The 13,520-nt window shown below is 34.2% G+C and carries 13 protein-coding genes and 4 pseudogenes; 3 read left to right on the forward strand and 14 right to left on the reverse strand.

Annotated features, from left to right (window positions below; all coding sequences use genetic code 11):
- Positions 1-142: 142 nt before the first annotated feature.
- The gene (locus ACFWDE_RS27520) at positions 143-925 is read right to left on the reverse strand and encodes a BC_2878 family exosporium-associated protein (RefSeq protein ID WP_377896012.1); all 783 of its coding nucleotides are present in this window, start codon (positions 923-925) and stop codon (positions 143-145) included.
- A 254-nt stretch (positions 926-1,179) separates the two neighbouring features.
- On the opposite strand from ACFWDE_RS27520, the gene ACFWDE_RS27525 reads away from it, so the two are divergent.
- Positions 1,180-1,500, forward strand: a complete 321-nt coding sequence (locus ACFWDE_RS27525; protein ID WP_377896013.1) for a hypothetical protein — start codon at positions 1,180-1,182, stop codon at positions 1,498-1,500.
- Positions 1,501-1,554: 54 nt separating this feature from the next.
- Here ACFWDE_RS27525 and ACFWDE_RS27530 read toward each other — a convergent pair whose 3' ends face one another.
- The 5 genes and pseudogenes from ACFWDE_RS27530 to ACFWDE_RS27550 form a co-directional block, all read right to left on the reverse strand.
- On the reverse strand, positions 1,555-3,090 hold the full coding sequence (locus tag ACFWDE_RS27530) for an MDR family MFS transporter (RefSeq protein ID WP_377896014.1): 1,536 nt from the start codon (positions 3,088-3,090) through the stop codon (positions 1,555-1,557).
- Between the two features lie 23 nt (positions 3,091-3,113).
- A complete protein-coding gene (locus ACFWDE_RS27535) occupies positions 3,114-3,821 on the reverse strand; it encodes a cytoplasmic protein (RefSeq protein ID WP_377896015.1) in 708 nt (235 codons plus the stop codon).
- An 18-nt stretch (positions 3,822-3,839) separates the two neighbouring features.
- Positions 3,840-4,550 (reverse strand): polymer-forming cytoskeletal protein, encoded by a 711-nt coding sequence (locus ACFWDE_RS27540; protein WP_377896016.1) that lies wholly within the window; start codon positions 4,548-4,550, stop codon positions 3,840-3,842.
- A gap of 13 nt (positions 4,551-4,563) precedes the next feature.
- Positions 4,564-5,187 carry a YhbD family protein gene (locus ACFWDE_RS27545; RefSeq protein ID WP_377896017.1) on the reverse strand — a complete coding sequence of 208 codons (624 nt, stop codon included), beginning with the start codon at positions 5,185-5,187 and terminating at the stop codon, positions 4,564-4,566.
- A gap of 157 nt (positions 5,188-5,344) precedes the next feature.
- Positions 5,345-7,121: pseudogene (locus ACFWDE_RS27550) on the reverse strand (ABC transporter substrate-binding protein).
- Positions 7,122-7,183: 62 nt separating this feature from the next.
- Here ACFWDE_RS27550 and ACFWDE_RS27555 point away from each other — a divergent pair.
- Positions 7,184-8,389 carry an MDR family MFS transporter gene (locus ACFWDE_RS27555; RefSeq protein ID WP_377896018.1) on the forward strand — a complete coding sequence of 402 codons (1,206 nt, stop codon included), beginning with the start codon at positions 7,184-7,186 and terminating at the stop codon, positions 8,387-8,389.
- 15 nt (positions 8,390-8,404) lie between these two features.
- On the opposite strand, the gene ACFWDE_RS27560 is transcribed toward ACFWDE_RS27555, so the two are convergent.
- The 4 genes and pseudogenes from ACFWDE_RS27560 to ACFWDE_RS27575 all read right to left on the reverse strand — a co-directional run bounded on the left by ACFWDE_RS27560 (position 8,405) and on the right by ACFWDE_RS27575 (position 10,417).
- Complete coding sequence (locus tag ACFWDE_RS27560; protein WP_377896019.1) at positions 8,405-9,109, reverse strand: YjgB family protein; 705 nt, start codon at positions 9,107-9,109, stop codon at positions 8,405-8,407.
- Between the two features lie 24 nt (positions 9,110-9,133).
- A pseudogene (locus ACFWDE_RS27565) lies at positions 9,134-9,448 on the reverse strand (hypothetical protein).
- Positions 9,449-9,686: 238 nt separating this feature from the next.
- Entirely contained in the window at positions 9,687-10,082 is a 396-nt protein-coding gene (locus ACFWDE_RS27570) for a hypothetical protein (RefSeq protein WP_002110404.1), read from the reverse strand.
- Between the two features lie 92 nt (positions 10,083-10,174).
- Complete coding sequence (locus ACFWDE_RS27575) at positions 10,175-10,417, reverse strand: GlsB/YeaQ/YmgE family stress response membrane protein (RefSeq protein ID WP_002013368.1); 243 nt, start codon at positions 10,415-10,417, stop codon at positions 10,175-10,177.
- A gap of 243 nt (positions 10,418-10,660) precedes the next feature.
- Here ACFWDE_RS27575 and ACFWDE_RS27580 point away from each other — a divergent pair.
- A pseudogene (locus ACFWDE_RS27580) lies at positions 10,661-10,795 on the forward strand (DinB family protein); the annotation flags it as partial.
- Between the two features lie 25 nt (positions 10,796-10,820).
- Here the strand turns inward: ACFWDE_RS27580 and ACFWDE_RS27585 are convergent.
- The 4 genes and pseudogenes from ACFWDE_RS27585 to ACFWDE_RS27600 all read right to left on the reverse strand — a co-directional run bounded on the left by ACFWDE_RS27585 (position 10,821) and on the right by ACFWDE_RS27600 (position 13,454).
- Positions 10,821-11,773, reverse strand: a pseudogene (locus ACFWDE_RS27585) (nucleoside hydrolase).
- Between the two features lie 75 nt (positions 11,774-11,848).
- Positions 11,849-12,037, reverse strand: coding sequence for a DUF3970 family protein (locus tag ACFWDE_RS27590; RefSeq protein ID WP_377896020.1), 189 nt, complete (start codon positions 12,035-12,037; stop codon positions 11,849-11,851).
- Between the two features lie 69 nt (positions 12,038-12,106).
- Entirely contained in the window at positions 12,107-12,892 is a 786-nt protein-coding gene (locus ACFWDE_RS27595; protein WP_377896021.1) for a class I SAM-dependent methyltransferase, read from the reverse strand.
- A 187-nt stretch (positions 12,893-13,079) separates the two neighbouring features.
- Positions 13,080-13,454: a hypothetical protein gene (locus tag ACFWDE_RS27600; protein ID WP_016095638.1), complete on the reverse strand. Its 375-nt coding sequence runs from the start codon at positions 13,452-13,454 to the stop codon at positions 13,080-13,082.
- Positions 13,455-13,520: the final 66 nt, after the last annotated feature.

Genomic DNA, 13,520 nt, shown 5'->3' on the forward strand with positions numbered 1-13,520 from the left:
CAGAAATACTATTACTACTTTATACTAATTTCTATTGATAAATAAACAACGAACAGCATGCAAAATACATACAACCGATTAATATATTCTCTATGTAATACCCCCTCACCATACTACACAAGGGTTTATTGGAATAGATATGTTATAACTCCTTCTTTGAAGTATAAGATTCCATCCCACCATTTTTATATATTTTTGTTAACTTAATAATTGATTCGTACGTATTACTATTGTCATTAATAATCATTTTTTTCGTCTCTTCTATTTCGACATTACCTGTTCCACTCTCTATTTTTAAACAGTTCGTTATATTGAGGTATCCCCTTGATGCGAAAAGAATGATACACGTAATATCAAGTAAATTAATAAATAGCAATCCGAATTTCAAAGGCTTCCCAGCTGTATCCGATAAGATTAATCGAAAATCTAACAGTTCAGGCACCGGAACGAAATCTTTAGAAACAATCGCTTCACCTACTATAGTAATTTGCTTTACTTCATTCCCAAGCTCATCTACAAATTCAATACATCTAGGTGGATCAATCGTTTTTGCTTGTAAAGATAAACTTAAGTCAGGATTATTAAAATCAAAAAAAAGTGTACTTCCCTCAGTTAAGCATTGTGGACAAACATTGCCAAGTAAACTGAATTCCTCTTCAATAAATTTAACTTTCGTTTTACAACTACACACTTTTCCTATTCGAATCGCATCAATCTTTGAACAGTCTACAAATATAACCTCATTGTCTTCTTGTACAAATGATACAATGCCTTTCATCTTGTTAAATAAAAGAAAATAAGATACATCGATTTCGTTTCCAGTTATTACAATACTTTCAACCTGAGTAAAAGGTTCTAGACTTTGTAAAAATTCACATATGCTATTTTGACAACATTGACAATTTCGTTTCGGCTCGCAATCCACTTACCTTCCATCCCTTCCCTATATGTTTTTATCTAATACATATAATATGAGCGGAATATAAGAAAGCTTGGACAATATAATATTAACGTAAGGATATAGTTAACTACTCATTAGATTAATAAGGGAATTACACCAATAATGAGTAATAACACATAATTTTTACTATAAATACATATAACAATTTCATCTTTCAATGAAAAAGCGTTATAATAAGTTGTAGCCTCTACGATTACGTTATAAAGGAGATTAAAACAATGGCTAAAATTAAAGTATACCAAGTAAAAGAAGAAAATATGGAAGCAGTAAAAAACATCATTGATGTTGAGGAACAAAATCCAACTGCTGAAAACTTACAAAATCTATATACATGTGTATTAGATACTGAAGATATGGCATTGCCTGAATCATACATTGAAGAAGATATCTTAATTGATTCGATGGAAGTTATGGTTAACGCTTCTCAAAGCAAGCTAAGAGACTTAGGTACATATGATGTAATCGAAGTTCAAAACAAAGGTAAGAAAACACAAGTTTTATTATTAGCAGACGAAGAATACGAAATTATCGAAGGCTAATTCGACTCCGTACATAAGAAAAAGCTCCTTTCGAAATTGAAAGGAGCTTTTTCTTTACGCTTTTGATGTTTCACTTTTCACCTTGTTTTGTTCTTTCTTATATACCATGCGCTCATTTCCCATAAAGAAAACGAATACGAACGCTAAACTTGCTGGGACTAACGCCCACATAAATGTCTGAACGATTGAACTAGAAAGAGCTTCAATAATTTTATCTAATATTTGAGGTGGAATTTGGGATCTTGCCGATTCTGATAGAATGGCTCTTGAATCTCCTAAAGCGTTTGTATTCATTCCCCCGCTCATACCTTTAAACGCTTCTTCCAATTGATCCTGGAAACCAGTTCTTTGAATCATTCCGAAGATTGTAATACCAAGTGTCATACCTAATGAACGAATGAAGTTACTCGTTGAAGTCGCAGACCCGCGTTGCTCCATACCGAAGTTATGAATAGCAGCCATACTTAGTACAGAGAATGAGAAACCAACTCCAAAACCGATAATAATCATATAAATTGTTAATAATATACGACTTGTTTCTGGCGTTAATGTACTTAATAAGAATAATCCGATTAGCATAATTACAGCAGAAATAATCATAATGTTACGGTAGCTAAGTTTCGATGTTAAAAATCCACCTAACTGCGCTGTTACTACTGATCCTAACATCATTGGTAATAACAATAATCCTGAGTTTGTTGCCGTACCACCGTATACACCTTGAATAAATAACGGAATGTACACAGTTGCTGACATAAATGCCGCCCCATAACATAAGGCAATAATTGTACTCATTCCAAACAGACGTTGTTTAAACATCTCAAATGAAATGATTGGTTCTGCTACTTTTCGTTCAATAACAATAAAAGCAATTACTAAAATAGCGAATCCTGCAAATAAACTTGAAATAAAGCTAGAATCCCAATCATACTTTTGTCCGCCTAATTCTAAGGCGAACATTAAACAAACTACTGCACCAACTAAAGTAATTGCGCCAAACCAATCAATCTTTTGTTCTCTATGAACTCGTGACTCTTTATAAAATAATGTAATAAAAATAAGTGCTAAAATGCCAAGTGGTAAGTTAATATAAAACACCCAGTGCCAACTAATGTAATCCGTAATATATGCGCCAAGTAATGGTCCAAAAATACTTGATAAACCAAATACTGCTCCGAATAAACCACCCATTTTCCCACGCTTTTCTGGAGGGAAAATATCAAAAACGATAGTAAATGCGATCGGCACTAGTGCCCCGCCGCCAATACCTTGAATGGCACGATAAATACCTAACTGTGTTATATTTTCAGCAGTTCCACAAAGTGCCGAACCAATCATAAAGACGATTAAACCGAAAATAAAGAATCTCTTTCTACCATACATATCTGATAGTTTACCGAAAATCGGCATACCTGCCATTTCTGCGACCATATAGGCAGAAACGACCCATACAAAGTTTTCAAGACCTCCTAAGTCACCAACGATCGTTCCCATCGCTGTTACGACAATGGTATTATCCATTGATGCCATTAAGATACCTAGCAATAAACCGGCAACAACGAAGCCGATTTTATTATTCTTCTCAACCATAGCCTTGCTCTCCCCCATACTACTTATATTTGTTTATGTTCTTTTACGACTGAATTCCCTTTTTGGTTAAAACTAGTATGATATTCTACAACACTAATTTCACAGCCAGGGCCAATTATAACATGATTTCCTCTTACTACGTCTGCTATTGTATGTTCTAAATAAATATCATCCCCCTCAATAATTGATGTTTGAAGGCTTCCTGCATGACTTGTAAAAGGAATAAATCTCGATTTTTTACGTACTGTAATCTTTTTTCCACCGATTTCTCTCACTTTACTTCCTTCATAACGAATTGAGATTTCAATATTTTCAGCATTAAGTAATCCATCACTTTCAAGACCACCAGTTAGTGATAATTCTTCTACTTCAATATCTCCCTTCACATTTAAAGCACCTTTCACATCTACGAAATCACCTGAAAACCTTCCTTTTACTTCAATCATACCTCTTACTTTTGTTTTTTCAATATGAGCATCACCATGCATTTGTGTATTGCCATATACTTTTATACATTCCGCATCTACGTTTCCTTGTACTTCACTATCCCCATACACGATATAGTTTTTAACTTTCATATTACCGCGTACATCACTCGTGCCATACGTTTTAAATTCATTACAACTCATATCATTAGAAATTGTTCCTTCGCCGCGTATCTTTACTTTGTTATAATCTCCGCCTGCTGAACTACCAGAACCATTTACAGTAAGACTATGTTGATGTCCCATACTCATTTCTCCCTTCCTTTAAACCTGCTTAATTTCTTTTACATTTGCACTTTTATCAACAGTAAGAACTCCGGTATATTCAATAAGTTCAATCTCACAGTTCGGTCCTACTGTAACATTGTTTCCCCTTACCGTTTTTATGTGCGCATAATCAATATCGATATTGTCACCTTCTAACAATTCTGCTTCTAACTGTAAGCCAATTACTGTTTTAAATAGTCTACTAAAAGCACTCAATCTATGTTTTACTCTAATGGTTTGGCCACCAATTTCTTTCGCTCTACATGTACCGTGAATATTTATATTAATTTCATCTGCGCTTAATAATCCACCAACTGTAAATTGCCCTTCTGAAGAAAAAATATCAACTTCACAATTACCATCAATCGTCGCTTGACCATTGATTCTAAATTCTTCACCGATTACATTTCCACCTATCGTACCTTTTCCTGCAATTTTTAAACTGTTCGCCTTTACATCTTGTGTAATTGTCGCTTTCCCATCGATTCGCATCGTTTCTGTGATAACTGTACCATCAACTTTACCCGATCCGCTAATTCTTGCAGAACTACTTTTCAAATTACCAGTAACTGCACCGTAACCATTACATTCAAATTGCTCGCATTCAACGTTTCCATTAACAGTTCCTTTTCCGTTTAGCTGCACTTTATGAAAGTCACCGCCATTCGATGAACCGTAACCATTTATAATTAAATTTTCTGTACGCATTATTTCTCCTCCACTACAACAGTTTAGTTTTTAACGCTTCGGTATATTTCATAATTGCTACACGTAAAACAATCTTTGTTCCCTTTTCAAAAATTAAATCCTCAACGCCTGATACTAAGAAGCATGTAGAAATCCCTAACTTTCGAATAATAACTAAGTCACAATTCTTATGTTTAATCGCTTCGTAATTTTCACTTAATACTTGTAAGACCATTTTTCCCTCATCTAAACTAACGTCTCCTGATTGAAGTAGTTCTTCTAACATATACACATAAAGAATATCTACAAATTGAAATTCTGTTGTTTTATTCGTTTGTTCTATGAAGAATTGTAAAACTGGCTCTGATGCAATACCCTTACGTAACAAATCATCTTTTGTTAAATGAATTTCTGTCACGCTCGGTGAGAACATATTTGCTAATTCATCAAGTGATAAATCCTCTTTCATCGTTTGGATTTTATCAATACGTTCTAATATCTTTTCTTTCGGGAAAAATGTTTCCTGGCCTGTGAACGTTGACTTCCGTACAAACCAATCTTCCGGTATTAAATTTTTTCTCTTCCACCTATATAATTGTCCGTATGAAATACCAGTTAGTTCTAATAAATCTTTTTTTGAAATTAAACCTGTACTCAACTGTATATCACTCCTTCTGATAACAATGTAACATAACACTGTTACGCTGTAAATAGACTTTTATAACAAGTAGCGTAACAATGTGTGAAACAAACCTGCCTTACATACAAAAAAGGTTCTTTCGCATACCTTTAAAATGCGTAAGAACCTTTATATATCAAGCTTTAAACCATATATCATAAAAATCAATCCAGCCCTGTGAATTAATCATTATATTTTGTATTTTTTCGTGTGAACTTACTCGCTGTTTATTGCGATATAAAGGAATGATATGTATTTCACGCAACAGTGTGTCCTCAGTATCGCGTAACAGTGTCATCCGTTTCTCTAATTGTTTTTCTGTAAAATAAGGCTGTAATACTTCGTCAAATTTTATATTGCAATGCTGATGAATAAAGCTGTTTTTTGTAAGAAACATATATAGTAAACTTTCTTCAATACGCTCACTAATTGACGCACTATCATGCATTATATCAGCCTTTTGTATCGTACTTGTTTGCAATAACTCTTTTGTTTCAAGTAAAACGACTTCAATAGTGACGCCATACTTCGCACACTCGTTTTGTATCCAATATGAGTCTTCAACATGATCTTGTTCTGTAAATGTATATAGTCGCAGTGTTTCATTACGGTAAGAGCTCTCTTTAATAAGCGTATATATATCCTCATTTATATGTAATGTGTCATCCTTTGTTAGAACCAATTCTTCTGCTATTTCTCCGCGCGCTCCTTGCAATTCCTCAATAAGCGCATGGCTATGAATGATTTTATATAGAGCTTTCCGAAACATCTTGTTTTGCATAGGTCCTTCTTTTGCGGTATTTAATGTAATGTATGTTACATTCGACTCCAGTCTAGTTAGTTCTTTATGATACTTTTCTATATTGTTATAGTGTGCTTTCGCTAAAATATCGCACGTATTTACACTGTGCTCTACATTCCATAATTCAATTCGATCGAGAAAAGATCGCTCGCGAAAATAAAAATCGTGTGCTTCTAATACGAATACATCCTCATTATTTTCACATAACCGAAACGGTCCTGTACCAATTAAATTACCTTTTCCATCTTCACTTATAATAGAACACTGTTCTGCACTTAAAGCATGTAAAAACAGCTTATTATCTGTAGATAACCGAATCTGCACAATGTAGTCATCAAGAATATGTAAACTTTCAACGTGCTGTAACATCCAAGCATGCGGATTATTTTTAGCTTTCAAGAATCGTTCAAATGTATGTACTACGTCATAAGCGGTAAATTCTTTCCTGTTATGAAACTGAACGCCTTTTCGTAAGTAAAAGGTCCATATATGTTTCTGATCATCATATTCCCAATAAAACGCCAGTCGTGGCTCTACATTGTTTGTACTTCCGTCTACATACACTAACGTGTCATATATATGTTTGACCATATGACATTCCGAACGCATCGTGGCGTATACAGGATCTAATGCAATGTCTAGATTCATTTGAACTTGCAAACGTAGCACATCTCTTCTCCCTTGAGACGTCCTTTCAACTTGATAACCAAATATTGAATCAATCCAAGTTTGAAATTGTGGTTGGAGCGATGGAAAATACGAGCTATACCGTTCGATAAAAGCGATCCCGCTTTTTACGTCCCCTTGTTTCGTTATTTCTTTTCCTCTTTCTAAAATTAATAAAAGTGGATGTTTTTGAAATAACAACTTTGAACGATTCCCTCTTCCTCGGCCAGGAAACCACACAATCCAATGTAATTCTTCTAATTTTTTTATGATTAGTTTACTATTCCGCTCTGTACAAAATAATGTTTCGGATATATTTTGTATTGTTATTTCTAATTGCTCCCCCTCTGCTCTCCCTTTTCCATACTGGAGCCATAGGTTCATATATTGCTCCAAAATGCTCATAAAACGCCCCCCTAAAAGATGAAAAATCTTCCCCTTTCATTCTACCCTTTTTCATTTGTAGCTTCCATCTTATCATTTTAATATAGAAAGGAGGAATTAGAAATGAATCATCTTTTAAAACGTTATAATAGGCCAATCCTCATTCGGTTGTTCGGTGAATTGTTAGTCCGGACGACTGAAGCAATGTTAGCTATCATTTTTATCGTTCACGTTAATAAAGCGTTAAATGGTAATGTCATCGTTACAATGCTTCTTTTCGGATTGCAGCCTCTCGCTGATATTGTGTTTACATTAATCGCTGGAGGTGTAACAGATAAATACGGTCGTAAGAAAATCATGTTACTCGGATTAGTTTTACAAGCTTTCGCCGTAAGCGGGTTCGTTTTTGCTGAATCGGTCGCCTTTTTCGCCTTATTGTATGTCGTAAATGGTATTGGCCGCTCTTTATATATTCCGGCACAGCGCGCTCAAATCGCTGACTTAACGAAGGAAGAACAACAGGCTGAAATATTTGCGGTTCTGCAAACGATGGGAGCAATTGGCTCTGTAATCGGCCCATTAATCGGCGCCTTTTTCTATAATAGTCATCCTGAATATTTATTTATTTTACAAGGTGTAGCCCTTACGCTATATGCCATTCTCGTTTGGACGCAGCTTCCTGAAACTGCCCCGCTTATAAGAAACAATGAAAAAATGAAAGAAGTATATTCGCCAAAACAATTTATTTCAAAACATTATGCTGTATTTGGGCTCATGGTTTCTACGCTACCGATTAGTTTTTTCTACGCTCAAACCGAATCGAATTATCGTATATTCGCCGAAAGTGTATTTCCAAATTTTCTATTTGTACTCGTGTTTATCTCAACTTGTAAAGCAGTCATGGAAGTGATTCTCCAAATTTTCCTTGTGAAATGGTCTGAACAATTTTCTATGGCTAAAATCATTGTTATTTCCTATACTTGCTTTACTTTAGCTGCTATTGGCTACGGTTATTCCACGACAATATGGTCATTACTCTTAACACTACTCTTTTTAGTAATTGGGCAAAGTATTGCTTTAAATCATTTACTACGATTCGTTTCACAAATGGCTCCAAGTCATAGACGTGGATTGTACTTTTCTATTTACGGTATACATTGGGACATTTCAAGGACTTGTGGGCCTTTTGTAGGTGCACTAATATTAAGCAAATTTAGCGGCAGTACTCTATTTTATATTTGTGCCTTCTTATTAATAATCGGCGGTATCATTCAAGCTTTTTTTGTTCAATCGTTAGAAAAAAGCAAAGTAAAAGAGCTGTCCCTATAGGAACAGCTCTTTTATTTAACCTGCCATTTTATTAATACTATCCTCCGGTGAGAACACAGAAATATGATCTACTTTACCAGTCGATTTCGGAATAACGAATTTCAACTCAAACTGATTATTTACTTTATAAATGTATATTTTATCATTACCGTTGACTTTAACAGACGCCGGTTTTCCTAAAGCCTTTTCAATTTCTTGTAACGTAATCGATTTGAGTTCTGAATGATACGAGCGGACGTCAAATACTTGCGATCCTTTGTTAAAGCCAAATGCCACATTTTTACTTGTAAAAGTTGCATACATCCCGTTTCCTGCTTGCTCAGTTTTATCTGCTTTCCCCCACGCCTTCTCTATTTCTTCAATATCTCCTGTATGCGCTGCATATGGAACATTAGGTACTTTTCCTTCTTTCGCTTGCTCAAATAAATCTTTTACATGGTTAATTGATTTTTGATTAAGCGCTGTATTTTTCGTATTAGACTCCATTGAAGGTTTTACCGAATCTTGACCTTTTGGTTTTTCCACAGACTCTTTCTCTTTTTTCGAAGCGGTGTCCTCATTCTTTTTACCCGTTTCTGACGTATCGCTCTTTTTTTCCGTACTATTTTCTGATGTTGAATTAGTTTGTTTCTTTTCCTCAGCGTTATTACACGCGGTTAAAGCCGCTACACACGTTAAAGTTAGGAAAAATATAAGTACTTTCATATATACTTTCATCATTTTCAGCCTCCCTCTTCAACATATTCACTTTTGTAACCATTCCATTACACTACTCTTCAAATTATTTTTTCTCCAAAAAGTAAGTGCTTCGGTTTCTCCGAAAGTATGGACCATATACTCTATATATGATGTTCCTAAAAAATAGCCGAGTCGGTTGTATCCGAAATAATACAAATGTCTTCTAATTTTGCAGGATACTTTTCAATCGCACTAGAAAGACGTTCTTCCGTCTTAGGACAATGAAACTTAAAATACTCTTCGAATGCCTCTGGGTGCATATCATAATCTTTCCAAAAGTTTCAAAATACTTGGGATTATATTGTTAATCATCTTATTCATCTCCTTATATACACCTTCTCTCCTTACTCGTTATCTCCTTTTTCTATAACTTAAAATATACTGTCACAAAAACCCCTTTAAATACAAAAAACCAGCAGGAAGTGATTAATCTTCCTTGCCGGTTTAATTTTTTCCGAAATCTAATTAAACAACCTGTCGCCATCAGAACTTCATTAAGATTGCCTATTTATATAATTAAAAAAGCTACCCTATTAAAGGACAGCTTCAATTATGTATTTTATACTTCGATAGATTTACCATCTTCAACGATATGGTAAAGTAAGTGTGCTAAATGATGAATTGGACCATTTTCTTCCTCTTCTTCATTTGTTTCACCTTGGAATTCAAGATCATTTAAGTATAGTGCTAAAAATTGATAGAACAATTTCAAATCAAAACCGTAGCAAGCACTTGGTTCTTCATGATCTCCTTCATATTGTAACATTAAGTATTGCTCGTTTCCTTCTGCATCTTCAGCATCAAAGAATACGAAGAAACCAACGTTTGTATCTAAATCAAATAGATGACGAGTACCTTTTTCTGTTGCTTTATCGAAGTCCTCTTCACTTAATTTATGTACTGTTGTTGCCTTTGCATTATCTTCTTGATGGAAATTTACTGTAAATGATTTCAATGCTGACACCTCCTGATTGTATAACAGTAGCATAACAGATTAGACACCATAATACAAAGGGACTGCTTACAAATGTAAACAGTCCCCTGTATTCATTTCCGCATTGCACGGAATATAAAGCTTACGATGAAAATCAAAACAATCGCGCCTATTAAAGCCGGAACAATCGCATATCCGCCTATAACAGGTCCGAATTTACCAAGTAACGCTGTACCAAGCCAAGAACCGACAATACCTGCAATAATATTACCGATTACACCGCCAGGTACATCCTTCCCAGTGATCAAACTTGCAAACCATCCTAATATACCACCGACGATTAAAGACCAAATCATATCATTTCCTCCTTTATAATTGACCAATAAAAATTATAATCAGAAACAATTGCTTACCATTAGTTATGTTACATTTTTCTTAAGTTATTCGTCCTTAAAGAAATCATATATTTCTCTAACCATTCAAACCGTATGAATTTATTTTTCGAATTAAAATTTCAGCACGTATCGAACTTACGTTTGATAATCAACTCAAAATTCATTATAGTTAAAATAAAACAACTTTGAAATGGGGAGATTCATTTGAATAACACTGACCTACTATTGTTAAATTTATCAGAAATACGAAGACGCAGTATAAAAGTTTGGACAGCTATCCCAAAACATCGATTGGATTGGAGACCAGATACTGAAGCACTAAGTTGCAAAGAAATGATTGCTTAGATCTATACAACTACTTATACTAAGGGCAATCTGGCTTTAATATTGTTCTCATAAATTCGTCTTTAAAAGCTTGATAATTAAATTCAACAGCAATTCTTTGTACAGGCCGATTATCAAATGTCGTCGGCTCAGCTATTTTTCTAAAATCAGCAACACTTTGACCTCTCGTTACATCATTTGTCGTACTTATCCAAACTGCTGATTTTTTATATTCAAAAATATCATCATTTATAAATGAAATGAACGGAAGTAAATCGTGAATCGGACTCCCAGCGATACCTGGATATTCTTTTTTGTAAAAGTTCTCGTAATAAAAATCGATCATTGGCTTAATAAGTTTCGCCTGTCCTGTTCCTTCTTTATCAATAATATCGACCATTTCAGGGGTGATAAGAGCGCGCTGCGTTACATTTAACGGATATATAGTAGCATTCTTCGCGTATTTCATCACGATATTCGCGGCAATTGGATCGCCGTAAAAATTAGCTTCCGATACGGGTGTAACGTTTCCCGGAAAAAGAAAAGCACCACCCATTATATAATAAGAACATACTCGATTCATTGAATCGGGGTACAATAAAAATAATGTTGCAAGTGTTGTTAATCGTCCCGTCGCCACTATAATAATATCTTCTGGACAAGGCTCAATTAATTTAATCAATTCACAAAAATTTTCTCTGTCACAAATTCTCATTTTCGGTGGAATGATTGGACCTAAACCGTGATCCCCATGAATTTCAGGGAAAAATAAAGGTTCTTCAGCTGTCATTGGTCTACTGGCACCTTCAATAATCTTCACTTTTGTAGCATAGTATCTTTCTAAAAAATAAACATTTTCCGTTACAATTTCCCGCGACACGTTACCATACTCTGCAACGATACCTATAATATCTAATTTGCATAAATTAACGCAACTGCATCGTCAATACCAAAATCTCCGAAAAAGATTATTTTTTCATTAACTTTCCTCACCCCTCTCTAATAATCTACTACCATTATTATGCGAAAAAGACAAGGTGGTGAAACGAAGATAATTAAAAAAGCCGCCTATTTATTGGCGACTTCAATCTTCTTATACGATATATACGCTAATACATTTTTGCTTGAATCATATTTCGGATTATTCCCTTTTCTCGGTTCCCTCATATGTGTTTTTTCAAACCCAGGAATGTCAGGAATTTTTTCTAAAAATTCAAGCATCTCTTCCTCAGTTCCCTCAATACGTACACGAATCATTATTACTATTCCTCAATTCTCATTTTCTCTGTACTAAGTATATCGTACATCAGAAAGACTGCAAGAAATTTATCTTTTTAATGTTGAACTTTTTTTACATACGAACAGTGCCATTTCAGTATAGAACGATTCTATTTTATTGTTTTCAAATTGAATCTTGAAAAATTCCTGCATTTCATTTGATGTTTTCATCATACACTCTGTTAACTTTACACGTTTTTGCATAGGAACATCCATCATATCGCACCACCAATCAAAATTGAACTTCTTGTCAAAAGTATGACATGACTGCATTTGCAAACCATGTTTCTCTAATAAAGTAATCCATTCTGTTTTTTTCAAAGCTCGTTCATGGCTCGGATCTCTCTTCTTTTCGATAAAGTTATAAAATGTATCAAATTCATTATTTTCTGGTGAAACGTTATCAATTAATATAAATAATCCATTATCCTCTAACGTTCGATTTACTTCAAAAATAAATTGCAAGGGATCAACAAAGTGATGTGCTGCAATTCGGCATGTAATTGTATCAAAGGATTCATCAGCAAATGGTAAATTTTCTGCATTTCCTGCTACAAATGATACATTTTCATGCCCATTCCCTTCTATAAAACCTTTTGCTTTTTCTAACATTTTTTCTGTTAAATCAAGAGCGACTACCTCTTTAAACATTGGGGCTAACAAATTTGCAACATGTCCACCACCAGTAGCAATATCAAGAAGACGAGTATTATGACGAGTTTCAACCTGCTGAACTACATATTGTAAATCCGGTCCTTTTGCATGAATTTTACTTTCCACATACTTCTCTGCATTACTACCAAATTGTTGTTTCACAAGCTCTTCTTTACTCATTTTTATCATCTTCTTTCTATAAGTATTCATATAATTAATAAGTTCTCTTTATATAATTTCAAATCCTCTTTTAGGATCTATCCCTTATAAAAGAGGACTAGTATCAAAATAAAATAACTCGTGAATTTTTATTTTCAAAACAAAAAAAGGTTACGGGAACAAATCCCATAACCTCGAAAAATAACTCTTACATCGTGGTACCTATATATACGTCTAAATAATTTACATTCTCCTTTAACCTCATAAAAATTTCTACTTCGTTAGGTGTAGCCTCTCTTGCATACAATCCAAATTGATTCATGCCAACCCATATCCAGCCTGGTGAATTATAAAGCATATCAATGTTGAAATGCTCCAACTTAGTAAGTTCTGATCTAATAAATTTATCCCTAACGGCGATTTGCTTATCTATCAAACCATATTCTTTTCCATTTTCGAATAGCGATATAACCTTTCCTACAAGTGAATGTTCACGAACAATAAAGTGATATTCCTTTTCATCTATATTCGCCACAATCATACGAGTATCAGATACATCAAATCTAAAATTCGGTATATTCATTTTGATCAGCTCCTTTATTGGTTTCACCAATATCATAACAAATGAATATTTAAATAATGTTAATAT

The sequence above is a fragment of the Bacillus sp. NPDC060175 genome, from assembly GCF_042728695.1.
Lineage (GTDB): Bacteria > Bacillota > Bacilli > Bacillales > Bacillaceae_G > Bacillus_A.

Coding starts and splice junctions, on each gene's coding strand:
- ACFWDE_RS27525 (WP_377896013.1), top strand. CDS start 1,180: ATGGCTAAAATTAAAGTATACCAAGTAAAAGAAGAAAATATGGAAGCA.
- ACFWDE_RS27530 (WP_377896014.1), bottom strand. CDS start 3,090: ATGGTTGAGAAGAATAATAAAATCGGCTTCGTTGTTGCCGGTTTATTG.
- ACFWDE_RS27535 (WP_377896015.1), bottom strand. CDS start 3,821: ATGGGACATCAACATAGTCTTACTGTAAATGGTTCTGGTAGTTCAGCA.
- ACFWDE_RS27540 (WP_377896016.1), bottom strand. CDS start 4,550: ATGCGTACAGAAAATTTAATTATAAATGGTTACGGTTCATCGAATGGC.
- ACFWDE_RS27555 (WP_377896018.1), top strand. CDS start 7,184: ATGAATCATCTTTTAAAACGTTATAATAGGCCAATCCTCATTCGGTTG.
- ACFWDE_RS27560 (WP_377896019.1), bottom strand. CDS start 9,109: ATGATGAAAGTATATATGAAAGTACTTATATTTTTCCTAACTTTAACG.
- ACFWDE_RS27575 (WP_002013368.1), bottom strand. CDS start 10,417: ATGATTTGGTCTTTAATCGTCGGTGGTATATTAGGATGGTTTGCAAGT.
- ACFWDE_RS27590 (WP_377896020.1), bottom strand. CDS start 12,037: ATGATTCGTGTACGTATTGAGGGAACTGAGGAAGAGATGCTTGAATTT.
- ACFWDE_RS27595 (WP_377896021.1), bottom strand. CDS start 12,892: ATGAGTAAAGAAGAGCTTGTGAAACAACAATTTGGTAGTAATGCAGAG.
- ACFWDE_RS27600 (WP_016095638.1), bottom strand. CDS start 13,454: ATGAATATACCGAATTTTAGATTTGATGTATCTGATACTCGTATGATT.